Here is an 18,073-nt window from a genome sequence, read left to right on the forward strand (position 1 = left end):
CCCTGCGTCATCCTAGTTTATTTGCCTATTGGTACGGAATTTCATCCCACAGTCGGTTTTTGACGCAAACACCGCCACCGCCGCGATCTGCAGACAGAACATTCCTCCGTAAAGATATACGCTGCGGCCCGTCTCGGGCAGAACACACACGGCGGCACACGCGGCACAGACGAAGGAAAAATTGTAGAGCATATCGTAAACGGCAAAGGCCCGCCCGCGAAAGACGTCCCCGATTTCCCGCTGCACAAGCACATCGGTTGCGATTTTTGCACCCTGTACGCCCAGCCCGAGCAGAAACGCACCGGAATAAAGCAGGCACGGCGTGCAGCCGGCGGTGAGCAGAGCCGAAGACAGTGCCGAAAACATTACGCACACGCAGACCCAGCGGGTTAATCCCACCGCCCGCACGCCCGGGGGAGTAAGCACAAGCGCGGCCGCGCCGCCCGCAACACAAACGGCGAACACCGAAACAAATAGGCCCAGTCCCATATCCGCACTTTTCCCGGACACGGCCGGGTTACGCGAAATAAGCACAAAAGAAATCAGATTCAGTGCATACAGAAAGCGGTGTGCGGCCATCATGCACAGACAGTAAGAGGGAAGACGGTGTTTTCGCAGATATTTCACGCCGGAAGTCAGTTCTTTTACGGTATTTTTCACCGACTCAGGCAGGGAAAAACCGTCCGCGCCCCGGAAGATGTGCGCGGCAGAATCCCTGCCTGCAGCCCCGTCAGAGCGCGGACCCAAAGCGTCGGGGGAAAAGAACAGCGCAGACAGACCCGCCGCGCAAAACATCATCGCGGAAAAACTCAGCGCAAGGGCATCATGGACACCTCCGGGGGATGTGAAACGGTTCAGCAGATAACCGATTCCGGCCCCCAGAGCCGTTGCAAATGCACCCAGAGAAGGCACAAACGAATTCCCGCACACCAGCAGCCGCCCGGGGAGAGTGTGCGGAAGCGCGGCAGACAGCGCAGCCAGCAAAAATCTGTTTATCCCCAGACATATCAGCGCCAAGATGCAGACGAAAACGGAGCGCGGGGATGTAAACACGATTCCTGCCAGCGCAAAGGCGAGCGCGGCACGGAAAAGGTTTCCGCCCAAAAGTATCTGCCGTCTGCTGTGACGGTCCAGAAAAGGCCCTACAAACGGAATCAGTACCGTAAAAGGCAAAAGCAGCACGGTAAAGGCAAAAGCAACATCGCGCACGGAGGCAAGATGCGTGGGGTGAAAGAAAAACAGGGAGGCCAAACCCATCTGAAACAGTCCGTCTCCCGTCTGCGAGCACAGACGTATTGCCAGCAGTTTGGCAAACTGTCTATTCACCGCGCCTGTTCCACATTTCCACGAGACGGCGGGCAGCCTCTTCCTTTCCCAAAGGGCCTTCCTCCAAACGCAGATCAAGCAGATATTTACGGGCGATCCCCACTTCCCTGCCCGGTTTCAGACCCAGAAGCCGCATAATTTCCAGGCCGTCCAGATCGGGACGGATCGCATCGATTTCTTCCTGCTCCTTCAGGGCTTTTATGCGCATCTCCAAATCGTCCATCGCCGCGCTTAAAACGGCTGCTTTTCGTCTGTTGCGCGTTGTGCAGTCGGCACGGGTGAGACGGTTCAGACGGGGAAGCAGATCCCCTGCATCGGTCACATACCGGCGAACCGCCGCATCAGTCCATGCGCTGTCGCCGTATCCGTGAAAACGCAGATGCAGTTCCACCAGACGGCACACGTCTTTCGTGGTCTGTTTGTCGAAACGCAGCCGCCGCATCCGTTTCGCCGTGATCCGCGCGCCCACGTAATCGTGACCGTGGAAAGATACCGTATTGTCCGGTTCGAATCTGCGTGTTGCCGGTTTGCCCACGTCGTGCATCAAAGCCGCAAAACGAAGCACGAAATCGGGTCCGGGCACATCGCCGTCGGCATCGGTTTCCAAAGCGATTGCCTGATCCAATACCGTAAGCGTGTGCTCGTAAACGTCTTTATGCCGGCCGTGTTCGTCAACCGTCCGGCGCAGACAGGAAAATTCGGGAAGGACCAAATCCATCACTCCCGTATGCACGAGCAGCTCCAACCCTCTGCGGGGATATCTGCCCACGATAAGCCGCTGCAGTTCGGCACGGATACGCTCCGCGGAAACAATCTCCAGCCGCGGTGCCAGGGACTCCATCGCCTGCATTGCCCGGTATTCCACGTCGAAACCGAGTTGGGCGGAAAAACGGGCGGCACGCATGATCCGCAGCGGATCGTCGCTGAAAGACTGTTCGGGGGAAGCGGGCGTGCGCAGCACACCGGCGATTAAGTCATCCAGCCCCCCGCGCGGATCAACCAGTTCCAGGGAGGGAAGACGCACGGCCATCGCGTTGACCGTGAAATCGCGGCGCGTCAGGTCGCCTTCGAGTTCCGTCCCGTAATGCACTTCGGGTTTTCTGGAGGCCGGATCATATTCTTCGCTGCGGTATGTAGTGACTTCCACCACCAAGCCGTCACGGGCGGCCCCTATTGTGCCGAATTTTTTCCCGATATCCCAGGACGCATCACCCCACGCAGAAAGGAGTTCCGCCGTCTTATCCGGGCGGGCAGACGTAGTAAAATCGTAGTCATGTACCGCAAGCCCAAGGAACGCGTCGCGAACAGGCCCCCCGACCAATGCCAATTCTTCCCCGGAACGTGAGAAGATAGTTCCCAGTTCAAGAATTGCCGCAGGAAGCGAGCTGAGGGTTTGGTGCCCCGAAGCGAGCAGCCGGGCACGCTGATTGACATCAGCGATATCCGCCGCCTTTGCCGTAACTGAATCCTGATTATTTTTCGTCACCATATAAGGTTGCCACGAATAATCCGGAAATTCATATAACGCAGAGAAAAATCACTACAATTGAGAATATGTCGAAGAAGCCGAACGAATCGCGCAGATACGCAAAACGGACGTATTATCTGAAACGTACCGTCCGTGCCCGGTGCGCCCTAAACCGGACTCCGCTGCCAATAGTGAACGAAACATCTGCCGGCGGAGCCACAATAATGGTGAGGGACAAAGTGGCGTATGTGGCGGTTATTGCGCGGCGGAACCGGGGCGGACGCCTGGAATGGTGTCTTCCCAAAGGGCATCTGGAGGGAACGGAAACCGCCGAACAGGCCGCAGTGCGGGAAGTTGCCGAAGAAACGGGAATAAATTCGCGCGTGCTGAAGCATCTGGCATCCATTGATTACTGGTTCTCGGGCACCGACCGGCGCGTGCATAAAGTGGTACATCATTTTCTGCTGGAAGCGCTTTCGGGAACTTTGACGAATGAAAACGATCCCGACCACGAAGCCGAGGAAGTGGAATGGGTCCGGCTTGACGAGGTTGCCGCCCGGCTTGCCTATCCCAACGAGCGCAGAATTATTTCCACAGTCCGCGTTCTTTTGGAAAGTGATCCGAAATCGTGACGAAAGTCTTTTTTGTGCAGCATACCGGATTAAAAAACGGTTTCTTTCCGCACAGGGCGAAATATTGTCCGCGCCCGGCGCCGTTCCTGAGAATAATTGTTTTCTGCCTCTGTCTGCTCTGCGGATTTTCCGTCTTTGCCCCCGCGCCCGCACACGCCGGGAATTCCGCGCCGGAAACGGAAAAAGGCAAATCCCTTCCCTCTCTCCCGTTTTTGCGGATCAAAACGGTCCATACCCCGTTTGTTTCCCCGACGCAGGATGCCGGGATCACCGCCACGTTTGTGAACGGAGGGAAAACGGATCTGAAAATCATCTCCGCCGAGATAAGGGAATCAAAAAACACTCTCACAAACCACACGTTGCTTTACCGCTGGATGGAGGGATCCGCTGCGGGAAAACCGGTCCAAATGCGCGAACTTTCCCCGGCCCGCACGGTTTCCCCGGGCGAGGGGGAAGATATTGTCTTTACGCTCAGGCCGGAGGAACGAAAATGGCCCACGGGCGCGTTCACCTGGGGAGCCCAGGGGGTCGAACTGTGCGTATCGGCTTCCGCCCCCGATTCCGCTTCGCAGAGCGGATCTTTTCCGGGCAGCGCCGCAGCCGGCAAAAACGCAGACGGGCAGCGCTACTGTGCCCGCACGGCAGTGGTCGGCACATCCCATGCGCAGACCACAAAAACACCTGTCACCGCACTGGTTCCTCTTTCCCCGGGGAAAAACATGCCCCGCGCCGCACGCCCTTCCTTCAAAGACGAACTGTTTAACCGCCGGGAAAACGGCAATTCGCACAATGCGGACAAAAAACGTGTGCCCGGCGCATCAGCGCCGGAAAAAGCGCGGGAAAAACAGATTTCTGATTTTACTCCCCGCGACCGCCGCGGAATAACGTTTCTTCCCGAAGCGGGAGTTTATTCCGATCGGGAGACAAACACGGCTCTGCGTTCGCTTTCCGCCGCGCAAACCCTTCCTCTTCCTTTTGCCAATCCTGATTTCGCTGCTCTTGCGCATGGAAAAAAGGAGGAGACGGCTGCGCAGATTCTTCGTCTCTCGGAACAGATTTACGCTTCCGCACAGGGTTCGCAGCCTTCTTCCGGCGGCGCGGGCACGGCAGGGCAGCCGCCGCGGAATGTGTTTTCCGCGGCACGGATGAATAATCTCCCCGATCGGGAAACTTTCCGGCTGCTGCAAAATCTGGGAATAAAAGAACTCCTTGTTCCGCAGTCCGAATTTCTTTCCCGCAGACCGGCTTTCTACACCCCGGGAGCGGTAAAAGACATCCGCAGCGGGAAGGAAACCATGCGGGTCATCGGAATAAACACACCCGTTTCCATGTCTCTTGCCGGGTTTCTCCGGCTTGGCACGGAAGCGCCGATAAAACTGGATACACCCGGCTGTCTGCAAACCGCCGTTGCGCTGACCGCCATTCACCATACCCAGGCTCCAAATTTTCCCCGTCCCCTGGTAATTGACGCGGGCAGCGCATCTTCGGAAATTCTCAGCCGGCTCCTGGACTGCCCCTGGCTGGAAACATCGGATCTAAAGCAGATTTCACAATCCGCTGCGCCGCAAAACGACGCACTGCCGGTGCCCGAAGAAGATACCTCCCCGGGAGAAATTACCGCTTCGGAGATTAATTCCCTGTTCGGCTCGCAGATGAGTCTCCTGCCTCTTGTGCATACTTTTGCGGACGGCGCAAAATTGGAACAGCGCCTCAACTCGTCCGTATATTCCTTTTTCTCTCTGGATCTGCGTAAAAACCCCTCCCGGCGGAAGAAGCAGATTGCGGCTTTCGCGGCGGAAAACAGGCATCTGCCGTCTTTCTCCTTTGAACACACCTCTACGATTAATCTGATTTCGCAGCAGGCAAACATTCCGATTCGCGTGAAAAATCCTTATCCCTACCCGGCGCGCGTTACCGTGCGGGCATATGCCCCGGAAAAAAGAATTCTGAAAGTAAAACCGACTGCGGTAACGCTGAAAGCAGACGGGGTTACGAATGTTTATCTTCCCCTGACCGCCAGAGGATCGGGAAATACGGGGCTTCAGGTTGAGATTACCGATGCGCAGAATATACCCCTGGGGGAAAATCTGAAGGTATTTGTGCGGGTGCGGGCAAACTGGGAAAATATCGGTACTCTGATTCTTTCTCTGCTGTTTCTTGCCGTTCTGGTCTTTGGCACCGTGAAATCAATCCGCCGGGGCAGGCGTTCCCGGCCTCTTGGGAAGAATAATTTTCCGAAACCATAAGTTAGGGTAACTTATTTTTCCCCTTCCGGCGTAAAATTGAAGAAACATTTTAGTTTCAGGAGTTTTTGTGGGTAACAGCTACGCTAAAATCGGTCAGATTATTGACGGACGCTACGTATTGACCGTAAGGGCAATCCGTGATTTTTCGCCTGCGGGCACCTCCGTATGGCTTGCCACGGATACTTTTCTTTCCCTGCAGGTGCGCGTAATTGTCCTTGATCCCGCTCTTGCCCAAAAGAAGGCGGTATTGGACGCGGCACGAAAATCCGCTCTGGTAAAAGACCCGCGCACAGTGGCAATTATCCGGGTGATAGACAGCGAAGAAATATCGGCTGTGGTGACCGAGCTTCCTTTGGGCACGCCGCTTTCCGTATTTCTTGATTCCGCTCCCCTGACCGTGCCCGTTGCCCACGCCATCGTCGGTCAGGTTGCAAAAACGATAAGCGATTTCCGCCATTACGGAATTCCCTGCCTGCTTCTGGATCCGGGAAATATCTATATTACGGATTCCTATCGGGTGATCCTAGACGGAATCGGCATTTCCGCGGCTCTTTGCGAAACAGCGTCCCCCTGCGAACCGGGCGGCGGAGAAACGGGAGTGGAAACCGGGCAGGAAACCGGCAACGATTTGGATTTGCGCGAAGCACGGGTGCTTACCGATTTTCTCCGTTCCCTTCTTCCTCCGGGGGCAAAAAATCTGCCGCAGCAGATACTTGACGTAATAGACGCCGAAGATTCGCTGATCAAAATTTCTTCCGCGGGAGACGTTACCCGCACGCTGGTTCCGTGGGACAACTCGGCCCTGTCCTCTCTGCCGCAAAATCTTTTGACGCTGGGAAACGGTTACGGTTTTCCCGTTGTCCATCAGGAGGCTTTGGCAGAAAACAATTTCGAGGCAACCGGGGCGGCAAACGGCGCCGAAGCGGAGGGGCATCCGTTTTCTTCGTTTTTCGGCACCGAAGACGAAACGTTCCCGGACACATTTCCTTCTTCCAACGCGGATAAAAACTCCGTTCCGCCGGAAACCGATGCCGCATCCGGCTACGGTTCCGGCGTCCGGGAAAAACATCTTTGGGACTCCGTCTCTTTGGATAAAAATATGCCCGGACCGGGTATTTACGCTGCCGCAGACGGTCCCACCGGCGCCGAAAACGCGCCTGCCGGGGAGGAAATTGTGCAAAACACCGCGCGAAACCGCGATTTTGCAGACAGAAGCGTAAATACGTCTAAATTTGTGCTTGCCGGATTCGGAGTGCTTTTATGCATCGCTTTTCTCGGAGGAGTGCTGTCTTTGCTTAAACCGCTTGACCCCGTGTCTACGGTGACTCCGGCGCGGCACACGGCGGTAAAAACGGGGCATCCCAAAGCGGCGCGGCACCCGGCGGAACAGCCCAAGGCGCCCACTGTTTCCGTCCCTCCGGTGATTGCAAAAGCGGAGACGGTGGCACAGGACGGCAGTATTTTCACTTTCCGGGGAAATTCTTCCAAACGTCTGCGCGAGGATGCGGCAAAAGCGATTGACTCCAATCCGAACACTGCCTGGAAAAGCTGGTATTACAAAAGAAAAACCGTTTATGCGCGGAATAAAATCGGGCTGCGGATTGATCTGAAAGAGGAAGCGGACGTCAGTGAGATAAATATAGCCACACAGGCAGCCGGCGGCAGAGTGCAGATCAAAGAAACGGTTGCCTCCGGCGACCCGGGATCCGGAAAGACGCTGGGAGAGGCGCCTTTTGCGGAGAATGTGCATTTTACGCTGCCCAAGGGAACAAAACTTACTTCATTTACGGTATGGATTGACGATCTGCCGGTTAATGCCCGGAGAGAAAATTGTGCTGTTATTTCGGAAATAACTGTAAAATAAACACATTGGATTAATTGAGGCCGATCAGTGGGGGATTAATGTCTGAAATTTACAACGTTATAATTGTCGGCTCGGGTCCGGCCGGATGGACGGCGGCTGTTTACACGGCACGTGCAGGATTGCGTCCCCTGGTTCTGGCAGGAAGTCTGGAAGCGGGCGGAGCGTTGATGACGACCACCGAAGTGGAAAATTTTCCGGGGTGGCCGGAGGGAATTCTCGGCCCGGAACTGATGGAAAAAATGCAGGAACAGGCGGAAAAATTTGGTGCACGGACCGAATATGAAGACGCCGTGGAACTCTCTTTGACGGATCCCGTTAAAATCGTCAAAACGGCGGATAACGAATACCGTGCAAAAACCGTGATTCTGGCTCTCGGTTCCGCCTACCGCAAACTGAACGTGCCCGGAGAAACCGAACTTTCCGGAAAAGGTGTGTCGTACTGTGCAACCTGCGACGGTTTTTTCTTTAAAAACCGGGAAATAGGAATCGTCGGCGGCGGTGATTCGGCTGTGACCGAAGCTCTGTTCCTTGCCCGATTCGGAAAAACGGTACACGTAATTCACCGCCGCGATGCCCTGCGCGCCTCAAAAGTGCTTGCCGACAGGCTTTTGGGCACAAAAAATGTGGTTATGCACTGGAACAGCAAAGTTCAGAGCATCAACGGCACGGACGAACTCACCTCTGTTACGCTGGAAAACACGCTGACACAGGAACGAAGCGATCTCCCGTTGGACGGTCTTTTCATTGCCATCGGCCACTCTCCCCGTTCCGGGATAGTATCTTCCCAGGTGGAGACGGACGAAGCCGGGTACATTAAAACCGCCGCGCCAACTACGGCCACAAATCTTCCCGGAGTTTTTGCGTGCGGAGACGTAGTAGACCATAACTACAGACAGGCCGTTACCGCTGCCGGCGCAGGCTGCGCAGCCGCACTTGATGCCCAGGCATTTTTGGCGTCTCTGCCCTGACATCCAATCTCACTTTTGGCAGATATTCGGTTTGCCGCTCTTTACCGTTTTTGTACGGGCGCGGCTTTTATCCCCGAAGATCTATTCGGGCGAAATTTATAATTTACAGCTCCATCAGGTCCATAATTCGTTTCAGATCCGACGGGGAAGCAAATTCGATCGTTATTTTTCCTTTTTTTACACCCATGGAAATTTTAACTTTGGTATCAAAACGGTCACCGATCTGCTGTGCCAAAATTTCCATCTCCGGATCCGCTGTTTTCATGCGTGGTTTAACGGACTTTTTACGGGATTCGTCCCCAAGGGCAACGAGTTCTTCCGTAGCACGGACAGACAGTGTCTCTGCCACTATCCGCTGTGCGATTTTTTCCATTTCCGCAGGATCACTCAAACCAAGCAGTGCCCGCGCGTGTCCGGCGCTGAGCACACCGGCAGCCACGCGCCGCTGCACCAAAGGCGGAAGTTTCAAAAGACGCAGCATATTGGAAATCTGGGGCCGGGAGCGGGCAATCCGTTTGGAAAGTTCTTCCTGGGTGCACTGAAAATCATCCAAAAGCTGCCTGTATGCCGCTGCTTCTTCCAGGGCGTTCAACTGTGCGCGATGTAAATTTTCCAGCAGGGCATCGCGCAGTAAATCTTCGTCTTCCGTTCTCCGCACAATCGCAGGAACGGTTTTCCTGCCTGCCAATTTGGACGCCCGCCAACGCCGTTCTCCCATAATCAATTCATAACGTGCGGTTTTCTGTTCCGGCAGCGGAGCCGACAGCGGGCGGACAACAACCGGCTGCAACACTCCCACTTCCCGAATGGAGTCGGCAAGTTCTTCAAGGTCCTGTTCATCAAAAATCTGCCGTGGCTGCTTTGTATTTGGCACAATTTCATCGAGCGGAATATTTCCAAAAGTCGCACCGGGAACGGGGACCAGCTCCGTTTCACTGTCTTTTCTTTTTGTTTCACGTGAAACATTTGCCGCAGAGTGTGCGGAATATGAATCTTTGCCGGATCTTTCTGCATCGGATTCTTTTTTCTTTCTTCCGTGCACGTTTTCCGCTCCGGACTTTTCTTTTGCTGTGCGTTTGTCGGACTTGCCCACGTGCGCGGCGGAACTGTCCGCTCCCGTGGACTCTTCCTTTACAGATACGGAAGCCTTCGCGAAACCTGCTTCTTTCGCCGAACCTTCCCCGACCGTTATGTTTTCCGCTGCCCGGGAAGATTTGTTCAAACGCGCAGTGTCTTTGGAGAAAAACACGTCGATCGGACTGTTTCGGTTTTCACTCTGATTTTCGGGAATCAAAGCACCTATTCCCCTGCCCAATGCTCTTCTTTTTTCCGCCATCTGGCTACCTCTTCCGCCTGCTCTGTTTATTATTAAATTATCTTACCGTTGCGTGCCGAACTGAATTTTATTTTACAGATAAAATATCTGTCACTTTTAAAACCGGCATTAAATGTGGATTTTTCACGTATCGTTTATTCATTTCATCATTATTCATTTTGCCCGTTCCGCAATTTCTTTTGCCGCAGCCAAATAGGCAATCGCGCCGGTCGAGCGCGGGTCATAAGTAATAACAGTTTGCCGAAAACTCGGCGCTTCCGAAATTTTTACGTTCCGCGGAATTTCCACAGTAACCGTTTCCTTGGGGAAATAGGAACGCACTTCCGCCGCCACATCCTGTGAAAGATTTGTTCGCCTGTCAAACATAGTTAAAAGAATTGTGGAAATTTCGAGGTCTTCGTTTAATCCTGTTTTTACCGACTGAATCGTCTTCATCAGCTGCGTTAATCCCTCCAAAGCATAATACTCGGTTTGGATCGGGATCATTATTTCTTTTGCCGCAACCAAAGAATTCAGCGTCAGCATTCCCAGTGAAGGCGGGCAGTCAATGATAATATAATCAAATTTTTTATCCGTTTCACGTGAAACATCCAAAATTGACTTAACCGTGTTTTTTAATTTGTATTCTCTGTTGTCGCTGGTTACCAGCTCAACCTCCGCGCCCGACAAATCAATGGTTGAAGGCAGCACGTACAGGTTGTCCAAATCCGGACACTTTTGAATAGCTTCGGCGGCAGATATCGTTTCGTTCATTACTTCATACAAAGACGGAGTGCCGCCTGTGTGTTCGGCTCCGAGGGCCGTTGATGCGTTCCCCTGGGGATCGGCGTCGATCACCAGCACACTTAACCCACCTTTTGCCAAAGCGGCAGCAATGTTAACCGCAGAAGTAGTTTTTCCCACTCCGCCTTTTTGGTTGGCAACTGTTATTATCCGAGGTTCGGAAGGAACTTTAAACGGAGTTTTCATTACTTCTTTGAGCCGCTCTTTGTCCCGCATCAATTCAGCGGCTAAAGGCGAATCGGAAAACAGCTTTTCCGAATCGGAAAGAATATCTTTTTCTTCTCTGTTTTTTTCTGCCGTCACCGTCGCTCCTTCTTCTTTATCAGAATACCGCCAAACACAAAACAATATAATGTTTCACGTGAAACATTATATTTTTACCCGAAGAACCCTTGTTCCTTCCGCAGCACCCCAAACAGGCACATCATAAACATCCACCCATTTTGCCCGAAATTTTTGTAAAAGCGCGGAGGCTTCCTTTACTTCCTCTTCGGCACGGGCTCCTTTAATCGCCAGCAAAGAACCTTCTTCCTTTAAAAGGGGAATGGTCAGAGGAATGAGTTTCTTCAATGAAGCGACAGCCCTGGCAGTCACAAAATCTACGCGGACTTTCTTTTTTAACTCTTCGGCACGCGCATTAAGCACACGCACATTGTCCAATTTCAGCCTGTCTTTAACAAGATTAAGCCACTCGCACCGTCGTTCCATTGTCTCAATCAGCGACACTTCCGTATCGGGTCGGACAATTGCGATCACCAGTCCGGGAAATCCCGCTCCCGCACCGACATCGGCGAGTGTGCATCCTCCGAAGAGGAAACCATCAATAGCAAGAGAGTTTAAAAGATGACGGTCCCACAGCTTTCCCATCTCCCGCGGGCCGAGAAGGCCCCTGCGTTCTCCTTCTTCCGCAAGTAAATCCGCAAACAGCAATAATTTTTCCCATTTTTCCGCGCCGAAATGTTTTTCTCCGTCTGCGGGCGGAAGCTGCGGCCGCACTGCCATTTTCACCCCGTTCTTTTCCGGCTTTATCCTATTCGTCCAAAGAGATTCGGATATGTTTTCCCTTCGGAATATTCAAAATAAAATTTTTCTCGGAATATTCGAAATAAACCTGCCAAAAACACAGTAAATTAACCGCCTAAACACAGCCGGTGGCGGTTCTTTAAAAACCGCCACCGAAAACAAACACGATTATTCCTGCGCCTCGGTATCGTTTTCGTCCGACTGTGAAATTTCTTCCGCGTCTTCATACTCGTATTCGTCTTCATCGTCTTCCGGCGCATGAAAACTAATCACCACGTGGCGTCCTGCTCCCACGCCGGAGGAGTCGGAATACAGCCCCGCTTCCGCCACAACGTCGTGCACAACTTTGCGTTCGAAAGGATTCATCGGACGCAGAGAAACGCTTTCCTCCGTCTCCAAAACATCCTGCACCGCAGCACGGGCGATATTCTGAATTTTTTCCCGCTGACCGTCTCTGTATCCAAGTAAATCAAGCATTAACCGCGACCGCTCCCCGGTAGCCGTCTGCACCGACAGGCGGGTCAGCTCCTGAAGAGCATCTAAGGTGTCGCCATGTTTTCCGATAAGTCTCTTCAGTCTGCGGTCCGTGTTTTCTTCGGAAACGATTGCCACATTTGCCCGGTCGGCTTTCACCGAAATTTCAATATCGCCGTCCAAATCGGCAATATCAAGCAGTTCCTCCAGGTAATCTGCAGCCAGGTCGCCTTCTTCTTCGAGCAGACTCTGCAAATCCCGTACTTCTTCTTCGTCCATGTTATTCCTATCTCCGGCGGTACTTTGTTAAAAATTGCGTTCTTTTTTGTTTTCCTGCTGCCGCTTTTTACGCGCTTTAACTTTCGACTGACTGCGCTTGCGCTGCGCAAGACGCCGTTCGTATCTCTTCTGTGCGCGTTCGGCATCGGTCAGTCCGTCTTTTCCGCGAACCTCCTGTGCCTCTTCTTCCGCTCCGGTTTCTTCTGCCGGGCTCTCTTCGGGCAATCCTGCGCCCGTCTTCGCGGCTTTCTTTGAACGCGCCTTTCCCAGAGGCTGCCTACGCTGACCGCCCTGCACCTCATCGCTTTCCCCGGAATTTTCCTCCGGTGAAAGTCCTTTGGCAATCCGCTTCCGGCGAATCTTTTCCTGCCTTAACTTATAGGCTGCGGATCCCGGCATGGGGTTGTTGTTTATCATCCAGGTCTGCTGTCCGATATTCCAGATATTGGAAGTCAGCCAATAAATGAGTACGCCGATCTGGAAAGTCGTGCCGGTAAAGATATACATCAAAGGCATCAGATAAAGCATGTACTTTTGCGTTTTGTACATCGGATTGCTTGGATCGAGTGCGCTTTCCGGCATATTCTTTGTCATAATCTGCTTCTGCGTGAAAAACAGCGTTGCAATCATCAGCACAATCAAAATTACGGCGATCGTGATAATCGTCGTCTTTGCCCCGCCAAACTGCCCGGAGGTACCGATGGAACTCGAAAGCGGCGCCCCAAACAGCGTGGAATCGCCGATCTGCTTTGCAATCTCTTTGTCGATCGGCCCGATGGACATTCTCTGATATTCGCCTTTTGACAGAGGAAGTACCGCATACAGCAGACGGAACAGGGCAAAGAAAATCGGAATCTGCACCAGTGCCGGCAGGCAGGAGGCAAACGGAGACGTGCCGTGTTCGCGGTACAGCGCCATCATTTCTTCCTGCTGACGCTGCTGGGAAATACGGTCCCTGCGTCCTTTATATTTTTTCTGAATCTTCTTTATTTCCGGATTAAGCTGCTGCCCCATGCGGGAGGCTTTCATCTGTTTGTTAAAAATCGGAATCATCAGGCTTCGCACGATAAGCGTAAGGCCCATAATGGAAAGGACCCAGGCGGCACCCGCACCCGAGGACATTCCGAAAAAAGTAAGGAGTTTGTGCACTCCGTTCATAATCCAACCGATAACCCACATGATTGGGAAGAGGATAGTATCCACAGCACTTCTTTCGTTCGTTTATTTCCGTTTTTCCGGAGTTTCCGCCGCGCCGCTTTTGACGTCGCCATCCTTTTTTGTTGACGCCATACCCGTCTGTTTTTCCCCGGCTTCCCGGTAAGCCATAAGTTCCGTATAGGAAAGTGGCTTTCGGGGCCATTTTCCTCTTTCGGGAACCCAGTCTACACCGCCTCTGCTCCAGGGATTACACCGCAGAAGTCTCCAACCGGTTAATATTGTACCCTTGATTGCCCCGTGGACTTTAATCGCGTCCGCGGCATATTGGGAACAGGTAGGCTGATATTTACAGCGGCGCGGAAGACTTGGGGAAATATACTTCCGGTAAAAAACAATGGCCTTAATTAAGATACAGCCCGGGAACGTGTTTTGGCGCCGCATTCCTTACTCCGGTTTCGTTTCAAAGGCCGACGGCGCGGCGGAAAGTTTATTTTGCCGCCGGGGCTGCGCGGCGGGGAGATGGGATTTTTTACCTGCCGTTTCGTTTTCGGGCAGATTCAATCCGGGCAGATTCAGTCTGCCCAGCGCATGAAACAAAGCCGCCTCGATTTCCCGGCTGTTTTTGTTTTTTATTGCGGGCAGTGCCCGAATTACGAGACGTGCGGAGATTTCGGGCAGCAGCGGGCGCACCAAATGTCTCAGCCGGCGCGTGACCCGGTGGCGGATCACGGAATTTCCCACCTTTTTGCCGACAACAAAGCCGACCTTGGAAAGGTCGGCATTTGTTGCAGTCGCTACTGCGTGAACCACGAGAAGACGATTCCCGCTTCGGCGTCCTTCACGGAAAATCTCTGAAAATTCCCCGGATTTTCGCACTCTGTTCTGTGCAGGAAGCATTGTTTCCCTTATGCGGAAAGCTTTGCCCGACCCTTACGGCGGCGGGCTGCCAGAACCGCACGGCCTGCACGAGTGCTCATGCGCTTGCGAAAACCGTGAACCTTGGCCCGTCGGCGATTGTTCGGTTGGAACGTACGCTTTGTAGACATGGGTTTCTCCCATAAATTAGTTTCTTAACACAATATAAATATATTGTGGTGTGAGTTCTTTACACACTAGACCTAAGAACTTTACTTCATTTTTCTTTCTTTGGTCAATTGGATAAAAAGCGTTCGTGACTGAACTCTCAGTCAATAAAACACCCGGCAAAATTGAGTTCTTCCAATATATATTTCTCTCCACAATTGGGGATAATTTGTGTTTTTTCGTTTTTACCCGAAATACAAAGAAATGTAAATTAAATTACATCTTTGTAATATCCACATATGTGTAAAACCCTGTGGAAAACAGATGTGCATTTCCACAGTCTGTGTTTTAATATCGTATTCAGACTGATTTTTTACCCCCGCATGGTCTGTAAGGAGTCCTGATGACGGAAAATTTTGCTGCCCGCGACGCATGGCTTGCGGCAACCGAACTCCTGCGGGCCGAAGGAAAACTCTCCGACTCACAGCTCGCCTTTATGCGTCTGGCAAAACCCCTGGCAACCGTGGATGAAGTATTTATGCTGGGTGTCGGTTCCGATTTTGTAAAAGACTGGATCAACGAACATATCAATCCGATTATGACCGCACAGCTGAGCGCAATTCTCGGCAGACAGATAAAACTGATGATTTCCGTGGATCCCGCCCTCAGCGAACAGGCGGTACAGTCTCCGCAGACTTCCCTTCCCCCGGCTTTTCCCGCCGCCGCACCTTCCCCCCTGCCCCCTACCGCAAACGAATTCGGAATCGAATCCGCTCTTGCGGAACGTTCCTTTCCCAATTTTTCCAATCCTCCCGCACCGGCTTCGGCGCCGCAGCCTTTTCGGCAGGATGAAGAAGATGAACCGGAATTCTTTTTCACTTCCGCCGAAGAGCGTCTCCCCGACAGGGAAAGCGCTCCGCATCCTTCCGATATCTCCGCCCTTCAGGCACAGGCACACCTAAACCCGCGCTATACTTTCGACACTTTCGTTATCGGGGAATCCAACCGTTTTGCCCACGCCACGGCATTTGCCGTATCCGAGGCACCCGGTTCAAGCTACAACCCCCTTTTCTTCTATTCCGAACCGGGAATGGGAAAAACACATCTTCTGCACGCCATCGGAAATTACACGCTGGGCCTTTATCCAAAGATGAAAGTTCTCTATATTTCCGCCGAAGAATTTGCCAACATCTTTATTAACGCCGTGATGTCCAAAGACATGCGCCCGTTCAAGGAAAAATTCAGAAACGTGGATGTGCTGCTGATCGACGATATTCAGTTTATTTCGAAAAAGGAAAAATCCAGCGAAGAATTTTTCCACACATTCAATGCCCTTTCCAGCGCAAACAAGCAGATAGTCGTAACTTCGGACGTGCCGCCGAAACATCTAAACGGTTTCGACGAACGCATGATTTCCCGTTTTGCCTCGGGGATTACCGCCAGCATTGATTTACCCAATTTTGAAACCAGAATCGCAATCCTGGAGCGCAAAGCAATCACGGAACATCTGCAGATTCCCCGGCCTGTCCTTGAATTTATTGCCTCAAAGATGACCACAAACGTACGCGAAATGGAAGGCTGCCTGCGCAGGATTGCCGCATATGCCGATCTTTCCCAGAAAGAGCTGACTTTGGATATGGCGGAGCTGGTGCTGAAAGATATTCTTTCCGATCCGAATTCAATCAAAATTACGGCGGGAATTATTATTGCCCAGACGGCGTCGTATTTTGATATTTCCGTCGAAGAACTGAAATCTCCCGCGCGAACCAGAAACCTGACCGTTCCCCGGCATATTTCAATGTATCTGTGCCGTGAAATGACCGATTATTCCCTGCCGAAAATCGCCGAACTGTTTAACCGCCGCGACCACACTACCGTAATCAATGCGCTGCGGAAAGTGGAAAAACAGATGGCCGAAAAACAGAGTCTCTTTAATCAGGTATCGGAGCTGACCGGCAGAATCCGGCAGGCGGCAAAAGAAGCAAACAATCTTTCCGCATAGAATACACCGAAACAGACGTCCGCACGGCAATATCTTCCCTGCTGTGCAAAAAACGTCTTTAATCTGTGTACAACACGGATTTTCCTGTTTTAAAAACAAAAACAAAATGGTTCAGGGAGAAAAATCTTATTTTTATAAACAGAAAAAACACAGGAACAGCGATCGGAAAAATTTGTTATAAAGCCAAAAAATCCGTTTTCCACAGTTTCCACAGCCCCTACAAAAAATAATAAATTAACTAAAGAAAGAAAAAAGATATCCACCGACTGCGGGAAAACCGGCAAAAGGGTGCTTTACAAAAAGAAATTGCGTAAAATCTAATTCAGTGAAGAAATGAGGATACCGTGAAATTTGAAGTTGAACGTGAAGTATTTGCAGAGGCCGTGACGTGGGTTGCCCGCACAATCCCAAACCGTCCGGCAATCCCTGCGCTTGCGGGATTGAAAATTACCGCCGGTGAAGACGGACAGGTAACCCTGGCTTCCAGAGATTCTGATATTACCTCGCATTTGGTGATGGACGCGGCGGTTGTTGAAAGCGGAGAGATTCTCGTAAACGGGAAACTGCTCGCGGAAATTTCCCGGTCCCTGCCAAATAAGAAAATTCTTTTTTCGGTAAATGAAAAAAAGGTGGAAATAGAATGCGGATCCGCCCACTTTTCCCTGAAAACAATGCCTTTGGATGAATATTCCGAAACACATGAAATGCCGGCCGCGGCCGGCACAGTGGACGGAAGTGTATGGCAGGAAGCGGTTTCGCAGGTTACCGTGGCAGCTTCAAATGACGACACACTGCCCATGCTCGTTTCGGTATGTATTGAAATTGAGGGCAAAAACATTGCTTTGATGGCAACCGACAGATACCGTCTTGCCGTACGCGAAATTGAATGGAACCCGGTTGGACAGAACACAAAAAAGAGGATTCTTGTTCGCGCATCCCGGCTGTTGGATCTGGCAAAATCACTGGGTACAACGGGTGAAGTGGAAATTCATCTCGATGCGGAAAATCCGACGCTGATCGGTTTTGCAGCCGGCGGCAAAACCAGCATCATTCAGCTGACGGACGGAGAATATCCGCAGGTACGCACGCTGTTTCCCGCAGAAGTAAAGGGATATGCCACGATTGAGCGCACTCCGCTGCTGGAAGCAATTAAACGTTCCCGGCTGGTAGTGGAAAAAAATACTTCCGTAATGCTGTCTTTGGAAGAAGAGCGGATTACAATCGAAGCGGGTCACGGAGACAGGGCGCAGGCTTCGGAGGCAATTCCCGCCACACTGAACGGAGAGGGAATTTCTCTGGCATTTAATCCCACCTTTTTGCAGGAAGGGATAAATTCCATTAATTCCCGCTATGTGCGTCTTTCCTATACGACGGCAAACAAACCCGCAGTGCTCATGCCGGAAGGGGAAAACGGAGAAACCGACGAAACGTTTAAAATTCTGCTGATGCCGATTCGTCTCGGCACCGTAAACTAAGCGGGTGCGTTCGCAC

General features: G+C 52.1%; 16 protein-coding genes. 6 read left to right on the forward strand and 10 right to left on the reverse strand.

Features of this window, described 5'->3' with window-relative positions; genetic code table 11:
• Window positions 1-12: 12 nt before the first annotated feature.
• Window positions 13-1,326, reverse strand: a complete 1,314-nt coding sequence (locus HMPREF1631_RS05100) for an MFS transporter (protein WP_052047141.1) — start codon at window positions 1,324-1,326, stop codon at window positions 13-15.
• On the reverse strand, window positions 1,319-2,815 hold the full coding sequence (locus tag HMPREF1631_RS05105) for a CCA tRNA nucleotidyltransferase (RefSeq protein WP_052047142.1): 1,497 nt from the start codon (window positions 2,813-2,815) through the stop codon (window positions 1,319-1,321). The genes HMPREF1631_RS05100 and HMPREF1631_RS05105 overlap by 8 nt, the downstream gene beginning before the upstream one ends.
• A 65-nt stretch (window positions 2,816-2,880) precedes the next feature.
• Between HMPREF1631_RS05105 and HMPREF1631_RS05110 the strand changes: the two genes are divergently transcribed.
• The 4 genes from HMPREF1631_RS05110 (at window position 2,881) to trxB (ending at window position 8,504) form a co-directional block, all read left to right on the forward strand.
• A complete protein-coding gene (locus HMPREF1631_RS05110; protein ID WP_084707469.1) occupies window positions 2,881-3,426 on the forward strand; it encodes an NUDIX hydrolase in 546 nt (181 codons plus the stop codon).
• On the forward strand, window positions 3,423-5,672 hold the full coding sequence (locus tag HMPREF1631_RS05115; RefSeq protein WP_034233098.1) for a DUF6049 family protein: 2,250 nt from the start codon (window positions 3,423-3,425) through the stop codon (window positions 5,670-5,672). Before HMPREF1631_RS05110 ends, HMPREF1631_RS05115 begins: the two co-directional genes overlap by 4 nt.
• A 67-nt stretch (window positions 5,673-5,739) precedes the next feature.
• A complete protein-coding gene (locus HMPREF1631_RS05120) occupies window positions 5,740-7,536 on the forward strand; it encodes a hypothetical protein (RefSeq protein ID WP_034233100.1) in 1,797 nt (598 codons plus the stop codon).
• Window positions 7,537-7,574: 38 nt separating this feature from the next.
• Window positions 7,575-8,504, forward strand: coding sequence for a thioredoxin-disulfide reductase (trxB, locus tag HMPREF1631_RS05125; RefSeq protein WP_034233101.1), 930 nt, complete (start codon window positions 7,575-7,577; stop codon window positions 8,502-8,504).
• Window positions 8,505-8,607: 103 nt separating this feature from the next.
• On the opposite strand, the gene HMPREF1631_RS05130 is transcribed toward trxB, so the two are convergent.
• The 8 genes from HMPREF1631_RS05130 to rpmH all read right to left on the reverse strand — a co-directional run bounded on the left by HMPREF1631_RS05130 (window position 8,608) and on the right by rpmH (window position 14,603).
• On the reverse strand, window positions 8,608-9,840 hold the full coding sequence (locus HMPREF1631_RS05130; RefSeq protein WP_034233103.1) for a ParB/RepB/Spo0J family partition protein: 1,233 nt from the start codon (window positions 9,838-9,840) through the stop codon (window positions 8,608-8,610).
• 153 nt (window positions 9,841-9,993) lie between these two features.
• Complete coding sequence (locus tag HMPREF1631_RS05135) at window positions 9,994-10,926, reverse strand: ParA family protein (protein WP_304412811.1); 933 nt, start codon at window positions 10,924-10,926, stop codon at window positions 9,994-9,996.
• A gap of 66 nt (window positions 10,927-10,992) precedes the next feature.
• The gene (rsmG, locus tag HMPREF1631_RS05140; RefSeq protein WP_034233389.1) at window positions 10,993-11,625 is read right to left on the reverse strand and encodes a 16S rRNA (guanine(527)-N(7))-methyltransferase RsmG; all 633 of its coding nucleotides are present in this window, start codon (window positions 11,623-11,625) and stop codon (window positions 10,993-10,995) included.
• Window positions 11,626-11,814: 189 nt separating this feature from the next.
• The gene (locus HMPREF1631_RS05145; RefSeq protein WP_034233110.1) at window positions 11,815-12,399 is read right to left on the reverse strand and encodes a R3H domain-containing nucleic acid-binding protein; all 585 of its coding nucleotides are present in this window, start codon (window positions 12,397-12,399) and stop codon (window positions 11,815-11,817) included.
• Between the two features lie 27 nt (window positions 12,400-12,426).
• Complete coding sequence (gene yidC / locus HMPREF1631_RS05150) at window positions 12,427-13,602, reverse strand: membrane protein insertase YidC (protein ID WP_034233112.1); 1,176 nt, start codon at window positions 13,600-13,602, stop codon at window positions 12,427-12,429.
• Window positions 13,603-13,620: 18 nt separating this feature from the next.
• Window positions 13,621-13,998 (reverse strand): membrane protein insertion efficiency factor YidD, encoded by a 378-nt coding sequence (gene yidD, locus HMPREF1631_RS07000; protein ID WP_084707471.1) that lies wholly within the window; start codon window positions 13,996-13,998, stop codon window positions 13,621-13,623.
• A 3-nt stretch (window positions 13,999-14,001) separates the two neighbouring features.
• Entirely contained in the window at window positions 14,002-14,454 is a 453-nt protein-coding gene (rnpA, locus tag HMPREF1631_RS05155; RefSeq protein WP_084707473.1) for a ribonuclease P protein component, read from the reverse strand.
• An 8-nt stretch (window positions 14,455-14,462) separates the two neighbouring features.
• Window positions 14,463-14,603: a 50S ribosomal protein L34 gene (gene rpmH / locus HMPREF1631_RS07005; RefSeq protein ID WP_084707475.1), complete on the reverse strand. Its 141-nt coding sequence runs from the start codon at window positions 14,601-14,603 to the stop codon at window positions 14,463-14,465.
• Window positions 14,604-14,983: 380 nt separating this feature from the next.
• Between rpmH and dnaA the strand changes: the two genes are divergently transcribed.
• Both dnaA and dnaN read left to right on the forward strand, forming a co-directional pair.
• The gene (gene dnaA, locus HMPREF1631_RS05160) at window positions 14,984-16,582 is read left to right on the forward strand and encodes a chromosomal replication initiator protein DnaA (RefSeq protein WP_034233114.1); all 1,599 of its coding nucleotides are present in this window, start codon (window positions 14,984-14,986) and stop codon (window positions 16,580-16,582) included.
• 344 nt (window positions 16,583-16,926) lie between these two features.
• Entirely contained in the window at window positions 16,927-18,057 is a 1,131-nt protein-coding gene (dnaN, locus tag HMPREF1631_RS05165; RefSeq protein WP_034233116.1) for a DNA polymerase III subunit beta, read from the forward strand.
• The last annotated feature ends 16 nt before the right edge of the window (window positions 18,058-18,073 follow it).

Source organism: Arcanobacterium sp. S3PF19 (genome assembly GCF_000758825.1).
Classification (GTDB): Bacteria; Actinomycetota; Actinomycetes; order Actinomycetales; family Actinomycetaceae; genus Arcanobacterium_A.